Source organism: Shewanella sp. 10N.286.52.E4, from assembly GCF_041468785.1.
Lineage (GTDB): Bacteria > Pseudomonadota > Gammaproteobacteria > Enterobacterales > Shewanellaceae > Shewanella > Shewanella electrodiphila.
The window spans coordinates 31,795-50,996 of sequence record NZ_JBFRJJ010000006.1 but is presented as its reverse complement, the minus strand read 5'-3'; the positions used below and the strand labels follow the sequence as shown (position 1 = coordinate 50,996).

Sequence of the window (19,202 nt, the reverse complement as noted above, 5' to 3'; positions counted from 1 at the left end):
ATAGCAAACAAAGGCCATATTCTACTCTGCTTTAACTTTCTCACCAAATCTAAACAGCTTGTTGTACCAAAATGGCGCAATATCTGAACGATATTGACGAATCGCATAACTTGACGAGTTGAAATCGATAGTTATTTGACCAGAGTTCCCGCTAATCAGTGTTTCAACTCCTCTTGTTTTATATCGCTCAACAACATCTTTTTTAGGAAATCCATATTGATTTGCAAATCCCGCAGTAAAAATAACCTGCTTTGGCGATACAGCATCAATAAACGCCTCAGATGATGAAGTGCGACTACCATGATGTGGTGCTAACAAAATATCAGTGGGTGATAACAGTTTGTGTTCTACTAAATATTGTTCAGTGCTTTTTTCAATATCGCCAGTCAGTAGTACCCGGTGCTTATCATCATCAACATATGCAATACATGAGCGGTTATTGTCATTGGTGGCAGTGGGGTTTGCAGCAAGACTCAATGTTAAGCCAGCCCATTGGAATCGACGATTTACACAGTGGTTAAGTGCATTGTCTGTGGCTGTTGTTATTTCTGTGACTGTTTCTGTGGTTGTGTCTGTTGTTATTCCTGTGTCTTTTTGGATGCCTTTTGGGGTGCCAATTTTTGTGCCTTTTTTTGTGCCTTTTTGGGTATCTGAGCCTGAGCTTAGGTGAAGGTCATTAACATTATTTGCAGTCATTGCATCATGATGCGCTGTTGTATCACTGATAATCACTGCTTTGGGATAATGCTGAGCTAACACCTTTAACCCACCTGAATGATCATTATCGTCATGACTCACAATAATATAATCCAGACGATTAATTCCTTTTGCTCTCAGAGTTGGCACTATGACGCGATCAGCATAGCTAAAGCTTTGACCGTAAGCTGCGCCAGTATCATAAAGTATCGCCCTATTACCTCGTTGTACCAGCACGGCCATACCTTGACCGACATCTAGCACATGTACGTGCCAGGTCTGTTGTTGACCAAATGGCTCTTGCTGTAACGGTGCTTTCGACTCAAATATACTCACTGTTAATTGTAGAAAAAATGGCACACACAACAAACCAACCACACATCGCCAAGGGGCATCCACTGCCCACTTTAATAAAAATAACCCTAAAGCAAACATCATTAAACAGACAACCATCGTATCGGGTAAATACACTAACGCCATTGGCCACTGATCGCTTTGACTAATAAGAGACTCAAAAGGCGCAAGAGAAATATCCCCTAAAGCCATCAATTTAGCACCAACTAGCTGCCTGAAGCCTTCAGTTAGCGGCAATATCATTAGGATTATATTCCCCACCAAGCCAATAATACTGAGCGGAATGACCACGATACTAAACCAAGGCACCATCAATAAATTGACCCAAATACTGTTAATGGAAATGGTGCCAAACAGTATCGCTTGCAATAAACCTAACCCAACAGCCAATCGCCACTGTATGGCCCAAAATATTTGCAGATATAACAGGGTTTGTTGTTGATAATGACGGTAAGTCGATTTGAAATTTTGATAAAATAACCGCTTATCTGCTGATACTTCCTTGGTCTTTAGCCCTTCATCAATCTCGTCATTTTCCTTTTCATCGAGCTCGTCCTCAAGATCCTCATGCTCATAATTACTGTTATTATTAGTGCCATAATTATTAGCTTCATCAACTGCATTATTCTCAGTGTTTGTTTTAGTTGCGGTGTATTCAAGGGTAAACAATATGATCCCCAGCGCACTGAAAGACAGCCAAAAACCAGCACTTAAACTCGCAAAAGGATCAATAGCTAATACAGCAAACAGTGCCCAAGTAAGCCGCTGCCATGGGGATGAATGATGATTTACGATGGACAGCATCACCAACATTAATAACATGACGAGTGCACGCTGGGTTGCAATAGCAAAACCAGCTAAATAGCCATATCCCAATACGGTTAACGATGAAAACATCATCGCAAGTAGCAGGTTTCTGCGACTAAACACAGGTGTGAAGCGTTGCAGGCTATGACGGAAGATAAACCAAAACAAGCCAAACACGACTGACAGATGTAAACCAGATATCGCCACTAAGTGCCCTGTACCTGTTTGCCTTAGTTGCTGCCATTGCATTTGAGTAAGTTCAGATTTGTCGCCAAACAATAACGCATTCAACACCGCCTCATGGGATAGTGAATGTAATATTGGCGTCATCTTATTGATGATCGATTGTCTTAATGGCACGTCATAATGAACAAGTTCAGCCTGCTTAACGCGACCTTTAGCAACAATATGACGACTCAATAAATTCTTTTGTTGATTAAATCCGCCTTGATTAATCGGACTGGTTATCGGCTTCATTCGCGCCGTAAACAGCCATACTTGGCCCACTTTTACTTCAGGCGGTTGTTGCCATGAGAGTCTATAGTTAGTGTCATAAAAACTATTTTGCTCAGAAATCAAACGAATGTCGAAACTTATCCAGTCGCTGTTTGTGCTAACTAGTGATACTATCTCTGCCTTGAATTGTTTTTGAACAGGAATTTCAGATTCGTGTGAATAAAATAATGAATAAAAACAAAAAGAAACTAATAAAAGCCCACTAAATGCTCCGCTGATGAACGGCCATTTTATGAGGCAAGATAAAGCGACAATCAGAATGATAGACGCCATCCATATAGGAAGTAAGCTTGGCAACATATTGCTAAAAAGCATACTGGCGCAAAAACCATAAATGAATCGATTTATCATTGATTAATTAAAGACAGTAATCGCGTATATGCCAAAAAAATTATTACAAAAATTTATGCCGAATCCTGAAACATTACGTAATCACAAATATTTACGTGTTTTCGGCAAATTATTAGATAAACCTAACCTTTGGAGCTTAAATCGTAAGTCAGCTCCTGGCTCATTTGCGATTGGATTATTTGTTGCTTGGCTTCCGCTTCCATTTCAAATGGTCATTGCTGCTGGCATGGCGATATTTTTTAACGTCAATATTCCACTGGCAGTTGCACTCGTTTGGTTAACAAATCCAATCACTATGCCATTCATGTTTTATGCGGCTTATTTACTGGGCTCGAAAATATTAGGCATGGAAACTACTCACTTTAACTTTGAAGCCAGTTGGCAATGGGTTGAAAGCTCTATTGGCACCATAGGCCCACCTTTCCTATTAGGGTGTATTGTTTACGCCTTTATTTTTGCTTTTATCAGCTTTTTTGTGATTAAAAGTCTTTGGAAATACTCAGTATTATTCAAATGGAAAAGCAGGAATTAGTCTGTAAAAAACACCATAAAAAGTCAGCATGTTTGCTGACTTTTTTTATAATTTTACCGACTAATTTGGTATTATCCCTGCGTTATTAGTTCAAGCTCATTCAAGATGATTAAGTTTTCGATAACTCAATACAATTAAATGCACACACAGTAATCCACTAAAAGCACTGCAGAAAAATACCGTAGCGATTGACTCAACAGAGGTCATATCTTCAGCATAAAGCCACCACCATAGTGGCCAGCCAACCAGCGACAAACCCGTTAATTGCCACATACAGGCTTTACACCGTCCAATCTTTTGCTTAAAAATGGACTCTTGGCAATCATCACAAGCCATCTAGTTTTCCTCAAGCTTGGTCATATACTCATCCTTTAGCAGAGCAAAAAAACATTCATCACCCCAATGACCTTTAAAAAAGATATTTTGATGGTAATGACCTTCTTTTCTAAAACCTAACTTGATTAATAAAGCCATTGAAGCTTTATTGTTGGCGTCAGTTGTCGCCACAATACGGTGTTTATTCAATTTTAAAAATAAGTACTCAATTACAGCAGTAACGGCTTCATAGGCAAAGCCTTGTTGTTGATATTGCTGCGCCAATGTAAAGCCGATTTCCATTTGCTGCTCATCAACAAAATGCAGTGCAACATCGCCCATAAGCTGCTGGGTTTGTTTATCTGCAATAGCCAATTGGAACCACTGACCTGGTTGACCGAAGGTTTGATAATCCATTGCTGCATAAAACGCACGTGCTTGTTCAATATTGTAGTCAGTCCAGCTCTGGTATTGGGCGATTTTCGGGTCGGCTCTATATTCGGCAAAGAAGGTCAAATCCTCTTCCCTAAAGGCACGTATGCTCAAATGCTGAGTTACTATTTTAAAGTCCATATTGGTAACCTTATATACCCTGTAATCATTGACCAGCAGTTACTTTTCTATGTGTCACTTTTTTACTTGCTACTTGCTACTTGCTACTTGCTACTTGCTACTTGCTAAACTTTAAACGATCTTCACCCAAGCCATACTAATGAATATTTCCTTAAAGCTAATACTTAAAACTAATAATAGTTAGCCCCATGTCGCATGTTTAATTCTCGCCACTAAAAAATCTACCGCAGCTTTTACTTTGGGCACGTGATAGCGCTGCTTTTGATATATCAAGTAAACTCCAAAGTCAGCGCTTTGGCTGGCTGATAGCGGTGGCTCAAAATCAAGTTCTTGTAGTTCGCCTCGGTGTAAAAAAGGCGATAACACCCATCTTGGCATCATGACAATGCCATCACCCTGTTTGGCTTTTTCAATCAACCACTCCCCGGCATTGCTAATGGCAGCTGCAGGAGCTGACACATCTTGCCATTGACCATCGATAAAACTTAACCAAGGTACTCTGCCATTAGGCGAGCGATAATATAACCCTTTATGCTGTGACAATTCAGATGGATGATGAGGAGTGCCCATTTGCTGCAAGTATTGCTCGGTCGCTGCAGGAATAAATTGATTGTCCATTAACCGAATCGCTACCACTCTGTCATTTGGGGCGTATCCGCCCCTGATCGCGATATCAACATCATCCCGACCAACTGAAGACAGCTCATCGCTGAGTTCAATATCAAGAATAACTTTGGGGTATAAACGAGAAAACTCATCCATTAAGGGAATAAGTACTTCACGGCCAATCCCTACCATCGCACTGATCCGCAACGTCCCCATTGGTTCTGTTTGATAACTTCTAACGGCTTCATTACTTTGCTCTAATTGGTTGAGCAGCGAAGATACTTGTTGATAATACTCAGTACCAATCTCAGTTAAGCTAACCGCACGTGTAGATCGCTTTAATAAGGTTGCCCCTAAACTTTTCTCTAAATCAGCCACACGACGTGACAATGATGAAGCAGGCACTGAAAAAGTCTTAGCCGCTTGAGTAAAGCTGCCTAATTCTACGACTTTGACAAAATACTTAAGGGCTCTTAATTGATCCATAAATCATCCATTGTTGTCATAAAAGCAATAAAGAATCGCTTTTTAGCCACTATATCTTATAAAAAAGAAAAGGAATAATAACTTCAACAAACAATATATCGAACCCAATGAGTAAAAGGATATTTCAATGAGCACCTATACCGCCATTAACCTTGTCAAACGCCCACAAGGTGGCCCAATCACTTCAGATATTTTTGAAGTGGTTCAAAAGCCAATGCCTATTGTTAAACCAGGTGAATTACTGGTTAAGCAAAACTACATGTCATTGGATCCGGCTATGTTTGGTTGGATGCAACCAGATACTGATAGCTATATTCCACCGGTTAATTTAGGCGATGTAATGCGCAGTAGTGGTGTTGGCGAGGTCGTTGAAAGTAATCATCCAGATTTTAAAGCGGGCGATCGCGTGATGGGGATGATGGGTTGGCAAGAGTACTTTGTCAGTGAAGGTAAAGGCTTAAACAAAATCGATGCACCACTCCCTGACGAAGCAATTTTATCGGTCTTTGCCCTACCAGGTTTAACCGCAACTCAAGGTTTATTTAATGTCGGCAAACCTAAAGCTGGCGAAACAATCATTGTCACGGGCGCAGCGGGCTCTGTAGGCTCGATTGTAGGGCAATTAGCTAAAGCTGATGGCTTACATGTCATTGGCGTTGTAGGCAGTGATGAAAAAGCTGACTGGATAGTGAACGAGCTTGGTTTTGATTCTGCAATAAATTATAAAAAAGCAGACTTAGCTGCTGAATTAGATAAGTTAGCTCCACAAGGGATTGATTTATTTTTTGAAAATACCGCAGGCCCGATTCAAAACCTAATTGTCGATAGAATGAATCCACATGGACGCGTCATGGTATGTGGACTGATTGCAGATTACAGTAAACAGACACCTGCCCCAGGACCGAGTTGGATGAATATCCTTAAACGACGCATTACGGTGCAAGGTTTTACTATGCCAGATCATTACGGCGAAGTACCAAGCCTATTAGAGAAGTTAACCCCTTATGTGCTGCAGGGTAAAATCAAACATCGTGCACACGTATTAGAAGGCCTTGAATCATCAATTGATGGGTTAAATTTATTCTTTAGCGGTGGCAACAAAGGTAAGTTGATGGTGAAACTGTAAGTCGGTTAAGTCGTTTCTCTCCGTCGACTTTTGCACTAATCGATTTCAGTGAGTTTTAAAAACCGCTTATTAGCGCTACATTCCCAAAATGTAGCGCTTTTTTATGCTCAGTTAACTCAACGACGTTATCAATGTCACAGCAGTCTGATGACTTAATAGCGGTTTTGGTTGGGAATAATCTTAATGTTGGCAAGAAGCTCATCCAGTATGTTACGAACAACCCTTTCTGCATCAGAGTAAATTGGATGTTGATGATTTGCTTGCAAGTAATAAATAGCGTAACTCAAGGAAGTCGGTAATAACTTATTAAGTCGCTGAGGCGCCTGGTAACAATAATATTCTTCATAATGATGGCTAGACAACTCATCGACCAGAATAACGCTATTGTCGGTCAGTAAATGATTCGCCAATATCGATTGTGACTCAGAGCGATATTTAAACCTAAACCCTTCCATTAAATCAGTGTTTTCTAGGATCCCCTTAATACGATTAATCCCACTGAGTATGACACCCGCAAAAACATGGTCTTTGAAACCACTATTTTCCATTCCCTCTTCAATCCATTTATTTTCCGTTCTGCTAACAAAAATGGGCTTTGATTCTCTAATAGGTATTTGTCTAATTTCTTTTGGTGCATTTAATGGAAACAGGTTAAAACCAATATGAACATCGCCATTGATAATTTGATCAAGAGTATGATCGTTCCAATGAACAAACGAAATTCTCGCCTTTGGCAAAATCTTTGAGCTGATCTCTACGAGTGGTTTTGAAATGATATCAATCAGTGGGCTGGAAATCGCAAATGTGATCTCGCCGTCAAAATCGGCCTGATTAAAAAACTCATCAGGATATAACTTTTTTTCTAATAACATCAGCTCAGCAGCTAAACCTTCACCAATCGTTGTTGCTCTAACAGTAGGCACTAAATGACCTTGACCCTTGATGAATAATGGATCGCCAGTTGCCTCACGTAACTTAGATAATATCTGGCTTACAGCTGATTGAGAGATACCTAATTTTGCCGCTGCACCAGTTGTACTACGCGTTATATACAATTCATTAAATACACGTAAATAGTTAAGGTTTATTTGATCTGAATACTTTACGTACATGCGTTAATCCTTGATAAATACGCCCTAATATTAGCATAGCTTATAGTTATTATAAGTAGCTCACGTCACAAGTGTTAACTAAGATTTGCGTCGTTTAAATGACAACGACATTTAGTTCACATATGTATCCAGGGGAAGCACGTGGCAAATCAGTTTACTGAAACCGAATTTAACAAAGAAAGTTTTTCGAGTGTGTTAAGACTATACCGTAAATCGTATCGTCTATCTCAACAAACTTTAGCTGATGATTTAGCGAATAATCACAGCCTGTTCAAAAACATAAACCAGTCAATGGTGAGTCTTTGGGAAAAAGGCACTATTCTGCCATCTTTAAATCGAAGAGTAGGTTTAGCGAACTTTTTTAACCAGTGTTATCAATACGACGAACATGAATTAAAAGTTATCAGAAAAGCTCGTAAAAATCGTATTCATGATGGTCAAATGCCAAACATTTACAATTACAGCATTAATCAAATTAAAGAATTTTGGTTTGATGAAATGGCTGAAGATGACAAAGAGTCGATATACCAAGCGCATAAAGTGCAAAGCGGTTACGACTTTAATGAAACCCTTGAACACATTGGATGTAAGCGTTTAAAGGTTGTATGTTTTTACTATAACAATTCACTTATCGGGCACCTTGCCTTTTGTGTTGCACAAAACGGCTACCTGAAACTGGCAAGTGTCGTGGCAATTGATAAAACTATTCGTATGAATATTTTCAAATTCATACAAACATTATCGTCAGAACTTGTACTGCTTTTACCAAGCTTCATTAACTATTATAGCCATTTGTTTAATGATATTTACCTTGAACAAGTGCCAACAAGCGGCCCAATCACCTTGCATAGCGCTAAGAGTGAGAGTTTGTTTAATAATCCATTTATTAAACATGTACTCAACGGTAACGATGACTTGGCATTACTTCGTTACGAGCAACATTACGACTAATCGCGCTTATTGTGTAAACAACGCATATTCGTGACGAAAGATAAACGCCTATCAAGTTATTGATAGGCGTTTTTGTTTTTAACTGAGCTGCTTATTACATTAATTCGGCCTTAAAACGATGATCCAGGTTGAGTGAGAAAGGCGATTTCTGCGGCAGTAGACTCTCTTCCTAAAATACTGTTTCGATGAGGATAGCGGCCATATTGCTTTATGATATCAAAGTGCTTTTTTTCAAACTGATAGTTTGATTCCAAGCCATCTTGATTAAATAAGACGAGTGCCTGCTGATGAATGACTTCAGACTCGCTATGCATATAAGGCATGTACAAAAAGCTACGTTCAGTTGTTGTTAACAGCTTATCTTGCCCCTGTGCTACGGCTTCTTGCGCTAATACCAACGCGAGTGTGTCTGATGCGAACGCTTTGGCAGAATCTCGGTACATATTTCTGGAGAATTGATCCAATACAATAATTTCCGCCAACCGACCTTGAGGCTGCTTTCGCCACTCATATAGTTCTCCAGTCATGGCTTGACTGTGTAACCTAGCAAATTTAGACATGATAATCCGATCGAACTCGTTGTCTTTTTTAAACCACATAGACTTGTCTATGTCATCAAACCAAAATGAAATCACTTGCTGAAAATCTGTCATCATTAGCGCCTTTAATAGTCTATTGTGTTCAATTTCAGTAACTTTACAATTGTATGCTAGATTTAACTTAATCGTTAATAATGATAAACAAGGGGTATCGATGACAAGCCCTGCTCAAAAAACAACCAGCGATACCATAAGGCAAGATCCACTTATTGAAAAAGTGCTCAAACGCTCACCATCTGATGTTGCATCAAGTTTCACTAATGAACAACTCCATGCCATAAAGATGTCATTGGGTCCTAATACTTGGGGCGGACACTTCGTAGATAAACGGGGAACATTCAAATTTCCTTTCATTAAGTGGCGTTTTTATTACGTGTTTTTACTAGGTAAAAACAAACGTGCCTATACTCGTCGAGAAAAGAACCTATCTATGCTGATGATGTTTGCTAGTGTCAGTGGCTTTATCATTATTAGTATGCTGTTTGGACTACTATTGTTGTACCTATTAAAATCGGCACTGGGTATCGACTTATTTCCTGATACGTCTTTAGGGATTTGGGACAGTGTTAAAAGTTACTTTGACTAAGGTAGCTGGTTAGATTTCTACAGGAGAATTGGACTCCATGAGCTGACATTGAGGGGGCATTTAACGAGCTAGTAGAATTTCTATTTCAGTAAACTAGCTTCAGAATCGTTAAAATTAAGCCTCTAATGGCGTTGCTACGTGAAATCAAAGGGAGTATCCCACTACAAAGTGAATTGTACGGACGGTGTAAACACAGAAATCATCTATATTTTACCACTATAGATTAATTCTACATCCTCAGCGCCCATTTAAGGGGCTGATAATTGTTTGCTAGAATGTGTAGCGAAGCGGAACCGAGCAAACTGTTAGCAGTCCCACTTTAAATTCTTGTTATGTTTCGTTGGTTAACACTTCAGGTTTTAGCTTTTCAAGTTGCGAGCTAACTTGCCTATATTTCTGCTGATAATCTGCTGCTGCATTTAAACAAGCTTCGGTGTAACCATCACTAACCTTATTTTCTTTACCCTCAAGCCACGCTTTAGATTTATCATGCTCTTTTTGCAATAGATCCGAGTAATGCTGTTTTAAGGTCAGGAGTGAATTTACACGTGAGATATCATTTGCTTTTTTAGCTTCTGACCAAGTCCACCTAGCATATAGTGCTGAGAGTAAAGCAACCAGAAAGGCACTAATTGCCATGTAATCTGAAAATTCCAAGTTAACCTCCATATCGACTCCGACCCAAAGAAACATAACAGCTTATTATACGGCTCGCCTGACAAAGTCGACCGTTTAAGTTATTGATTTATGTCATCTTACATTAGCTATCTTATTGATAAAGACAACAAACTCAACTTACAGAATCAAACAAACCTTGCTTGCTCTGAAAACTTGCAGCGTAGAAATAAGCCCTTAACGACCCGCTAGTGCTGATGCAGGAGCAATTTTAGTGGCTTTATAAGCTGGATAAATGGTCGCAAACAAGCTCATGACGAGTCCCATAGTGACCACTAATATCACATCTTGTTGTTGTAATTCAGACGGTAAAAAGTCGATAAAATAAATATCAGAAGCTAATAGCTGGATCCCAAAGGTTTGTTCAACAAAACTGGCTGTTGCGCTTAAGTTGGTTGCAAGCAGCACCCCAATACCAGCGCCAATGGTACAACCTAATAAACCGTTCAAGCCGCCTTGCATGATAAAAATCGCCATAACAGCGCCACGTTTTAAGCCCATGGTCATTAAAATTGCAATTTCAGCACTTTTATCTCTCACTGCCATCACTAAGGTAGACACGATATTAAAACAAGCCACTGCAATAACTAACGCCAGCACTAAGTACATCACCATGCGGACTAGTTGAATATCTTGATATAAATGCCCTTGTGAGCGAGTCCAGTTATTTAAGTGTAAATACTGACTTTGCGCATAGCCAAGATCGCGAGTAATTCTTGGCGCACTGAATACATTGTTAACGGTAATTCTAAGGCCGGTTGCTGAACCTTGGGGAATTTTTAATACGCTAGCAAGGTATGACATCGAAACATATGCCTGCGTCGATTCAATCTCGCCCCCTAAATCGTAAACGCCTGCCACAATAAATCGATGACTTTTAGCTGCTGACAATTTATTAGATTGGCTCATGTCCGGCGTATACATAGATAATGTATCGCCAACACTTAAGCCAAGCTTGTCTAATAGACTGCGACCTAAGACAATATTGTTTACTGGCTCAGCCAACGCATTCCAGGCAGCGGCCGGCATAAACTCTGCGAGTGTTGATACTTTTTGCTCAAATTCAGGTTCAATACCGTTAAGCTCAATACCTTGAAAACCACCCGGCTTTTGCACGAGTCCTTGCATCCGAATAAAAGGCGCTGTGGCGACGATTTCGGGCATATCTTTAGCTGTTTCTGCAATAGACTGCCAATCATGTAAAGGCTCATTCACACTGAGCAACTCGCCATGAGACACTACACCTAACAAACGTTGTTCAAGCTCTCGCTCAAAACCGTTCATGGCGGATAACACCAAAATAAGTACCGCAACACCCAGTGCGATACCCGCTGTGGAGGCAAATGAAATAAACCCAATGAAACCATTCGATTGTCTAGCCCGATAAAAACGCCAACCTATTGTGAGCGGCAGTAATGATTTCATTAACTATTATCCATCGCAGTTGACTCAGCTTTTGCAGCAAGAGGATTATTAGCCCCCGTTAAAGACTGCAATACACCGTCTTTCATCGTTAGCTGTCTATCCATCTTTTCAGCCAGCTTATAATCATGAGTGACCACAACAAATGCAGTCCCTAATTGCTGAGCAAGTTCGCGAATAAGCAAATACACACTGTCGCCACTGTTAGCATCCAAATTACCCGTTGGCTCATCTGCAAGCACTAGCTTAGGCTTATTAATAAGCGCTCTAGCAATCGCGACGCGCTGACGCTCTCCGCCTGAAAGCTGCGCAGGGATATGCTGTAATCTATGCCCAAGGCCGACTCTTTCGAGTAATTCAGTCGCTTCTTTCAAGGTTTGCTTTTTATCTCGGCCTTGAATAAATGCTGGCATTGCCACATTTTCAAGTGCTGAGAACTCAGGTAACAAATGATGAAATTGGTAAATAAACCCTAAATCTTGATTACGTATTTCGGCCTGACGAGTGGCGCTTAATTGATAGAGATTTTCACCATCAAGCAAGACTTCGCCAGCGGTAGGAATATCTAAGGTTCCCATGATATGCAATAAGGTACTTTTACCCGAACCAGAGCTACCAACAATGGCAAGTTGTTCGCCTTTATACACATTCAAATCAACATTCGTCAGCACTTTGGTGGTGGTTTCACCATCATGAAACTGTTTGCTTACGTTACTGACTTGCAATATCACTGAAGCTTCTTTTTTCATTATTCATATCTCAATGCGGTTGCTGGCTGAACGCGTGCAGCGGTTAATGCTGGGTAAATCGTGGCAATAAGCGTCATCGCCAAGGTGCCAACAACAATAATAGCGATTTGGGTAACCGAGATCTCGACCGGTAACATTTGCCCTGCTCCCAATACTGAAATGCCTAATACGCCCAAAATAATATTTAAATTTAAGGTGATGGTAACACCAGCCAGCGCCCCTAATGCCAGACCAATAATCGCATTAAGCGAGCCCTGCACAATAAAGATATTCATCACTGCCTGAGTAGTTAACCCTTGGGTTTTTAATACCGCCACATCAGTGGTTTTATCTATAACCATCATTACTAACGCTGACACAATGTTAAACGCTGCAACAGCGACAATCAGCGATAACATCAATGACATCATGTTTTTTTCCATTTTGACCGCAGCGAATAAATGGCCAAAACTTTCACGCCAATCTCGGGTTGTGATATCAATGTTCTGCTGTTTAAGTTCTGCGGCAATACTTTCACCCATTTGCGGCGCAGCGAACGGATCGGCCAAATACACTCTAAGCTCATTGATTTCATTTGGCTTTAAGCGCATTAATCGTCTTGCGTCTGTGTAATGAATATAAGCTAATGCTGAATCGACTTGCGAGCCCATCTCAAATACACCCGCTACAGTAAATTTTCGCTGGCTTGGCACAGGACCGAGTGGCGAATACACCACACCATCACCACTAAGTAGTCTGACTCTGTCACCGATATTGATGGATAACTTTCTCGCTAATTCACTGCCAAGTACAATATTGTAACTACCCGGTGTCAGCTGCTCAAACGCACTGGAATAGGTATTAGCGATTATGGCCGACAAGTTTTGTTCATATTCAGGAAATACGCCATAAACTTGCACAGCACTGATATTCTGACTGGATTGCACCATGGCTTGAGTGGTTACAGTAGGTGCTAACCCATGCACTTGAGATTGGGCAGTTAATGATTGCGTCTGTTGCTGCCAATCACTAAAACCTGCGTCATTAACTAGGGTTAACTGCGGCACAGCACCTAAAATTCGCTCTTTGAGTTGCCCTTCTAGACCGTTCATCACTGAGCTAACAATAATCAGCGCAGCGACACCTAAAAAAATACCCGAAACAGCAAAAAAAGTAATGAAAGATGCAAAAGCATTGGCTTTTCTTGTGCGCCAATAGCGGTAACCTATAAACAGTGAAAACCGAAAATTCATAAAGGAAAGCACATCCCAAGTTTGTAAGGCGAATAAAACGGCATTATTTGTATATTGTTTAATATAAAACAGCAGTTTATTTACGCAAGCGGGTTAAAACTTGCTAAATGATAAAGATGGGCATGATAATAGGGGTATTAGTTTGATAAATAAAGAGGCAAACCTTGTTCACTGAATCTAATGCATACTTTACTGTGCCTCATCAATTCAATGTCTACCTAGAATCTTGGCCAGAATCCAAAGGTATTCCGACTGAAGCTGACTTGCGCTCAATGCAATCTGTAGGGTTGAAACTACTGTCTGAAGTTAAAGAGCTTGAAGCCAGTTGCCTTTTACAATTGAGAGGCTTAGACAATGATGCTAAGGCGGTTGTCGACTTTCTCAAACTTCAGTCTCGCAAAGTCGATTTAGTGTTACATCATGTGTTAGAAAAAGAAGTGCAAACGGGTGACAAGTTCCTGGGTTCTCACTTTGGCGGCAGTGGTATTAGCTTAACTTCAGACACTGCGTTAAATGTCGGTGATTACTTTAAAACCTCAATCTATATCAGTAGCGAGTTAGTTGCCATTTTATGTTTATGCCAAGTAACCCAATGCCAGCGTATTGAAAACGAGTCACAAACTGGCTCATACAACATCAGTCTAGAATTCAGTCAAATACTGGATGCGGATGTCGAGCAACTGGTTAAAGCCAGCCTAAATGTTCAACAAAAGATGTTAAAGATGCGCAAGCAAAGCCGCCAACAAAGCGTTGAATAACGAATTTTCCTGCAACTTCGTTTTTGCTCGCATATAATAGCTGCCAGACATTTAAGGTAACGGGGAAAGCTTGCCTTAATTAACACCAGTTTGAAGGTTTTTAATATACTCAAACATCATCAAACTGGGTGAATCACACATTTAAAGAAGCCAACTTAATAATTCAATGAAGAATTTTAACGTTTTAACACCGCCTAGTGTCAAAAAAGGCCAGCAATTTCAGACATTATCAACCCTAGGGGGCGTCTCTCAAGCCGTCACTCTCGCAAGTTTAATTGCTCAACATCCTGGTACCAGTTTAATTGTCACCAGTGATACCCCGAGTGCATTACAACTTGAAGTTGAGCTAGCCTACTTGTTATCTCAGTCTGATGTGAATGTGTGTTTATTTCCCGATAGAGAAACCCTGCCTTATGACAGTTTTTCACCCCATCAGGATTTGATTTCCCAGCGATTAGAAACCTTAGCGCAAATGAGCCAAAGCCAACACAATGTCATTATTGTGCCGGTGAATACATTAATGGTGAAACTGCCGCCAAAATCGTTTTTAACCGCCAATGTGATGTTGCTGAAAAAAGGCGACACTTATAGCTTGCAGCAAGTTAGGCAACATCTTACCGATACTGGCTACTACTCAGTTGACCAAGTCTACGAGCACGGCGAGTTTGCCATTCGCGGCTCGATTATGGACATTTTCCTGACAGGATCTGATGAGCCACTGCGTATTGAATTGTTTGACGATGAAGTCGAGTCGATTCGTTATTTCGATGTTGATACCCAACGTTCGAAACAGGAAGTTGATGCAGTACGTATGTTACCCGCTAAAGAGTTTCCAACGGATGCTGCCGGTATCGAAGGCTTTAGACAACGCTACCGTCGCCGCTTTGAAGTGATTTCCAAAGAAGCCGAGTCAGTTTATCAGTTAGTTAGTCGCAACTTAATGCCAGCAGGGATAGAAAACTATCTGCCACTGTTTTTTGATGATTCAGCCAACTTGTTTGACTATTTACCTGCTGACACTCAGCTAATGACGCTGGGTGATATTGAGCAGGCAAGCCAACATCACTTAAATGAAATCAATGCGCGTTATGAAGACAGACGTGTAGATCCATTAAGGCCACTCCTTGCGCCGCAAGAGTTGTATTTACTGATTGATGAACTGTTCGCGAATTTTAAAAACTACCAACGTTCACAGTTGGCATTAGGTACTGAAGACAATGCTAAAGCACAATCTGCCAATGTCTCAGCCCTACCTGACATCAATGCGAATCATAAATTAAAGCAGCCACTGATCAATCTGCAACAATACAGTGAAACTCATAAACAATTGGTATTTTGCGCCGAATCAGAAGGTCGACGCGAAGCACTTATCGAGCTTTTAGCCAAGATAGGTATTAAACCAAAACTGTTTGACCACCTTGATGATTACCTTAACGCTAAAACCGCTAAAGACAGGATTGGTCTTGTTGTATCGCCACTCTCACGAGGCTGTATTATTCATGACTCGCCTAAAGGCGAAGTCAGTGTCATCTGTGAAACTGAATTATTTGGTCAACGTATTTCGCAGCAACGCCGCCGTGAAAAACAAAAACAAGTCAGCTCTGATGTTCTAGTTAAAAACCTCGCTGAACTTAAAGTCGGTGAGCCGATTGTGCACTTGGAGCACGGCGTAGCCCTTTACAAAGGCTTAGTAACCCTTGATACCGGCGGCTTAGTCGCTGAATATTTACAGCTTGAATATACTGGCGGCGATAAGCTCTATGTACCTGTTTCATCACTGCATCTCATTAGCCGCTACAGTGTTGGCGCTGATGAAACGCCTAGCTTAAACAAGCTAGGAAACGAAACTTGGGCTAAAGCCAAGAAAAAAGCCATTGAAAAAATTCGAGATGTCGCAGCTGAGCTTTTAGATGTCTATGCCCGCAGACAAGCTCGACCTGGCGATGCGATGAAAATCGAAGCTGAGGAATATGCCCAGTTTGCCCAAGGTTTCCCATTTGAAGAAACCGTCGATCAAGAAACTGCTATTGAAGCCGTGTTAACTGACATGCAAACCCCAATGGCAATGGACAGATTAGTCTGTGGTGATGTGGGCTTTGGTAAAACTGAAGTCGCCATGCGCGCCGCATTTGTTGCCGTTAACGCAGGCAAGCAAGTGGTTGTGCTGGTGCCAACTACCCTACTTGCCCAGCAGCATTACGAAAACTTCAAAGACCGCTTTGCCGATTGGCCTGTAGTCATTGAAGTGATGTCACGTTTTCGCTCAGCCAAAGAACAGAACCAAGTATTACAACAGCTATCTGAAGGCAAAGTCGATATTGTCATCGGTACTCACAAATTACTTCAAGCTGAAGCTAATTTTGATAATTTAGGCTTATTGGTTATTGATGAAGAACATCGCTTTGGTGTACGTCAAAAAGAGAAAATTAAAGCCTTACGTGCCAATGTCGATATTCTCACATTAACCGCGACCCCAATCCCGCGTACCTTAAACATGGCCATGTCTGGCATGCGTGATTTATCAATCATTGCTACGCCACCAGCAAAACGTCTCGCAGTGAAAACCTTTGTGCGTGAGTATGATATTGCTACCGTCAGAGAAGCTATCTTGCGTGAAATATTGCGTGGTGGTCAGGTTTACTTCCTGCATAACAATGTTGAGACCATTGAAAAGTGTGCTCAAGACATTCGTGATTTATTGCCTGAGGCCCGTGTTGTTACCGCTCATGGCCAAATGCGCGAGCGTGAGCTTGAAAAAGTGATGTCAGAGTTTTATCACCAACGCTTTAATGTGTTGGTGTGTACCACCATCATTGAAACCGGTATTGATGTACCGAGCGCAAACACAATTATCATCGACCGTGCCGATAAGTTCGGCTTAGCGCAACTGCATCAATTACGTGGTCGTGTTGGCCGCTCACACCATCAGGCTTATGCGTATTTAATGACCCCGCACCCAAAACTAATGAGTGCTGATGCCCGTAAGCGCCTTGCTGCAATTGATGCCCTAGAAGATTTAGGTGCAGGTTTCATGCTAGCGACACAAGATTTAGAGATTCGCGGTGCAGGTGAACTGCTCGGTGATGAGCAAAGCGGTCATATTTCTAAAATTGGTTTTAGCTTATACATGGAAATGCTTGAATCAGCAGTGAAAGCGTTAAAAGAAGGGAAGGAGCCTTCACTCGCTTACATGCTTAATTCACAGTGTGAAGTTGATTTGCGTATCCCAGCATTGTTACCTGATGACTATGTCTCTGACGTTAATATGCGTTTATCTTTATATAAACGCATTGCCAATTGTGAAACCGAAAAAATGCTTGATGAACTTAAAGTTGAGTTTATCGACCGCTTTGGATTACTGCCAGATCCAACCCGTAACTTGATGGAGCTAACCTTATACAAACATCAAGCGACGGCGTTAGGCGCCAGTAAAATTGAGATGCATGCAAAAGGTGGCAGCATTGAATTTACTGACGATCATAAAATCGATCCTATGTTTATCATTGGTTTATTACAAAGTCAGCCACAAATTTATCGAATGGAAGGCTCAAATAAGTTAAAGTTCACTATGCCTGCAGAAACCAGTAAACAACGTCTAGACTTAATCAAGACTCTGCTAGAGCAATTAGCTAAACACCGTATTGGAGAAACTAAATAGTGCTGCGTAACTTTGCTATTTCCATTGCCGCTTTAACAGCGATGACTGCGTCGATTAATGCTCAAGCTAAATCTTGGTTTGAGGTTGAAGTCTTCGTATTTGAAAGACAGTCAAACAGTCTCGAGCAGTGGCAAGAAAACACTGCAACCCCTGCTAATCGCAAAAATATCGATTTAATCACGCCCATGATCAGTAATGATATTACTGGCGTTGCACTTGGGCTAACCGGTTGTACCTCAACCGACTGGACAAGCAGCGAAGTCGATTGCCAAGACCCCTTAGTTAGCGCCAACAAAACCACATTCCCAAGCCAAGTACCGTTTTCGATTGCTGCTGAATCGCCGCAAGTGGCGTATTTGGGTGAAGGGCCGTTATTGTTAGCCGAGTCTCAAAGTGAATTTGCAGAAATAATCAGCACCGTCCGTCGAGAAAAAGACGTTCGTAGCTTACTGCACATCACTTGGCAACAAGATATGCAGTCACGTAATCGCGCTAAGCCAATTCGTATTTTTGCCGGTAAGGATTTTTCAGAGCAATTTGATTACGCCGGTAATCCAGTCGCTGAAGAAGTTGATGATGAATTTTCAACGTTTGATTTCACATCGTCATTTGGCAGCTTTGTTGATGAACCTCAAACCAAGCCAGTGTGGGAGCTTGACGGTAATATCAATATTTACTTAAGTCATTATTTGTTTATTGAAACTAAGTTAGCTTTACGCAAACCGATTCAAAAGCAAACCAATCAAAGTGACTATTATCAATACAGTGTTGATGCCAATGATGAAAAAGTCATGAGTCCATTTTTACAATCAATACCTATGGTGCAAAACCGCCGAGTAAGATCTGGTGAAGTACATTATTTTGATCACCCAAATATGGGGATTATTATGCAAATCAGAAAGATGGAACAACCTACTACGACAAAGCCAGCAGAATTAGTACTTGAAGATGATTCACTGACTGAATTAAATGCTGAAGCTGTAACTGAATCGATGGCTTCTGGTATCAATTCGACTCAACGCCAGCTTAATTAATAGCGGTCTTGATTAAACGTTAGTAAGCCACTTTAGCAAAAATTAAAACCGAATGGGTAGTATT

The 19,202-nt window shown here is 40.9% G+C and carries 17 protein-coding genes; 7 read left to right on the top strand and 10 right to left on the bottom strand.

Features of this window, described 5'->3' with window-relative positions; all coding sequences use genetic code 11:
- Positions 1–21: 21 nt before the first annotated feature.
- Positions 22–2,688 (bottom strand): DNA internalization-related competence protein ComEC/Rec2, encoded by a 2,667-nt coding sequence (locus AB4153_RS03255; RefSeq protein ID WP_371996362.1) that lies wholly within the window; start codon positions 2,686–2,688, stop codon positions 22–24.
- Between the two features lie 64 nt (positions 2,689–2,752).
- On the opposite strand from AB4153_RS03255, the gene AB4153_RS03250 reads away from it, so the two are divergent.
- Positions 2,753–3,256 (top strand): DUF2062 domain-containing protein, encoded by a 504-nt coding sequence (locus AB4153_RS03250; protein ID WP_102528530.1) that lies wholly within the window; start codon positions 2,753–2,755, stop codon positions 3,254–3,256.
- Between the two features lie 96 nt (positions 3,257–3,352).
- Here the strand turns inward: AB4153_RS03250 and AB4153_RS03245 are convergent, their stop codons facing one another.
- From AB4153_RS03245 to AB4153_RS03235, 3 genes are all read right to left on the bottom strand, one after another.
- On the bottom strand, positions 3,353–3,592 hold the full coding sequence (locus tag AB4153_RS03245; RefSeq protein WP_303514084.1) for a DUF3624 domain-containing protein: 240 nt from the start codon (positions 3,590–3,592) through the stop codon (positions 3,353–3,355).
- Positions 3,593–4,144 carry a GNAT family N-acetyltransferase gene (locus AB4153_RS03240; RefSeq protein WP_303514081.1) on the bottom strand — a complete coding sequence of 184 codons (552 nt, stop codon included), beginning with the start codon at positions 4,142–4,144 and terminating at the stop codon, positions 3,593–3,595. It lies immediately after the preceding gene.
- A gap of 180 nt (positions 4,145–4,324) precedes the next feature.
- Positions 4,325–5,236, bottom strand: coding sequence for a LysR family transcriptional regulator (locus AB4153_RS03235; RefSeq protein ID WP_102528533.1), 912 nt, complete (start codon positions 5,234–5,236; stop codon positions 4,325–4,327).
- 127 nt (positions 5,237–5,363) lie between these two features.
- On the opposite strand from AB4153_RS03235, the gene AB4153_RS03230 reads away from it, so the two are divergent.
- Positions 5,364–6,362 (top strand): NADP-dependent oxidoreductase, encoded by a 999-nt coding sequence (locus AB4153_RS03230; RefSeq protein ID WP_303514078.1) that lies wholly within the window; start codon positions 5,364–5,366, stop codon positions 6,360–6,362.
- A 152-nt stretch (positions 6,363–6,514) separates the two neighbouring features.
- On the opposite strand, the gene AB4153_RS03225 is transcribed toward AB4153_RS03230, so the two are convergent.
- Positions 6,515–7,474: a LysR family transcriptional regulator gene (locus AB4153_RS03225; RefSeq protein WP_102528535.1), complete on the bottom strand. Its 960-nt coding sequence runs from the start codon at positions 7,472–7,474 to the stop codon at positions 6,515–6,517.
- Between the two features lie 141 nt (positions 7,475–7,615).
- Between AB4153_RS03225 and AB4153_RS03220 the strand changes: the two genes are divergently transcribed.
- The gene (locus tag AB4153_RS03220) at positions 7,616–8,425 is read left to right on the top strand and encodes a helix-turn-helix transcriptional regulator (protein ID WP_371996360.1); all 810 of its coding nucleotides are present in this window, start codon (positions 7,616–7,618) and stop codon (positions 8,423–8,425) included.
- 110 nt (positions 8,426–8,535) lie between these two features.
- Here the strand turns inward: AB4153_RS03220 and AB4153_RS03215 are convergent, their stop codons facing one another.
- Positions 8,536–9,081, bottom strand: coding sequence for a DUF924 family protein (locus AB4153_RS03215; protein WP_371996358.1), 546 nt, complete (start codon positions 9,079–9,081; stop codon positions 8,536–8,538).
- A 97-nt stretch (positions 9,082–9,178) separates the two neighbouring features.
- Between AB4153_RS03215 and AB4153_RS03210 the strand changes: the two genes are divergently transcribed.
- Positions 9,179–9,610, top strand: a complete 432-nt coding sequence (locus AB4153_RS03210) for a hypothetical protein (RefSeq protein ID WP_371996356.1) — start codon at positions 9,179–9,181, stop codon at positions 9,608–9,610.
- Positions 9,611–9,940: 330 nt separating this feature from the next.
- Here the strand turns inward: AB4153_RS03210 and AB4153_RS03205 are convergent, their stop codons facing one another.
- The 4 genes from AB4153_RS03205 to AB4153_RS03190 all read right to left on the bottom strand — a co-directional run bounded on the left by AB4153_RS03205 (position 9,941) and on the right by AB4153_RS03190 (position 13,688).
- The gene (locus tag AB4153_RS03205; protein WP_371996355.1) at positions 9,941–10,267 is read right to left on the bottom strand and encodes a hypothetical protein; all 327 of its coding nucleotides are present in this window, start codon (positions 10,265–10,267) and stop codon (positions 9,941–9,943) included.
- Between the two features lie 195 nt (positions 10,268–10,462).
- Positions 10,463–11,710, bottom strand: coding sequence for a lipoprotein-releasing ABC transporter permease subunit LolE (gene lolE / locus AB4153_RS03200; RefSeq protein WP_248955684.1), 1,248 nt, complete (start codon positions 11,708–11,710; stop codon positions 10,463–10,465).
- On the bottom strand, positions 11,710–12,456 hold the full coding sequence (gene lolD, locus AB4153_RS03195; protein WP_371996353.1) for a lipoprotein-releasing ABC transporter ATP-binding protein LolD: 747 nt from the start codon (positions 12,454–12,456) through the stop codon (positions 11,710–11,712). Before lolD ends, lolE begins: the two co-directional genes overlap by 1 nt.
- On the bottom strand, positions 12,456–13,688 hold the full coding sequence (locus tag AB4153_RS03190) for a lipoprotein-releasing ABC transporter permease subunit (protein ID WP_229369078.1): 1,233 nt from the start codon (positions 13,686–13,688) through the stop codon (positions 12,456–12,458). Before AB4153_RS03190 ends, lolD begins: the two co-directional genes overlap by 1 nt.
- A 164-nt stretch (positions 13,689–13,852) precedes the next feature.
- On the opposite strand from AB4153_RS03190, the gene AB4153_RS03185 reads away from it, so the two are divergent.
- The 3 genes from AB4153_RS03185 to AB4153_RS03175 all read left to right on the top strand — a co-directional run bounded on the left by AB4153_RS03185 (position 13,853) and on the right by AB4153_RS03175 (position 19,138).
- The gene (locus AB4153_RS03185; protein ID WP_371996351.1) at positions 13,853–14,446 is read left to right on the top strand and encodes a hypothetical protein; all 594 of its coding nucleotides are present in this window, start codon (positions 13,853–13,855) and stop codon (positions 14,444–14,446) included.
- Positions 14,447–14,612: 166 nt separating this feature from the next.
- On the top strand, positions 14,613–18,104 hold the full coding sequence (mfd, locus tag AB4153_RS03180) for a transcription-repair coupling factor (protein WP_371996350.1): 3,492 nt from the start codon (positions 14,613–14,615) through the stop codon (positions 18,102–18,104).
- Positions 18,104–19,138, top strand: a complete 1,035-nt coding sequence (locus tag AB4153_RS03175) for a peptidoglycan binding protein CsiV (RefSeq protein ID WP_102528545.1) — start codon at positions 18,104–18,106, stop codon at positions 19,136–19,138. Before mfd ends, AB4153_RS03175 begins: the two co-directional genes overlap by 1 nt.
- The last annotated feature ends 64 nt before the right edge of the window (positions 19,139–19,202 follow it).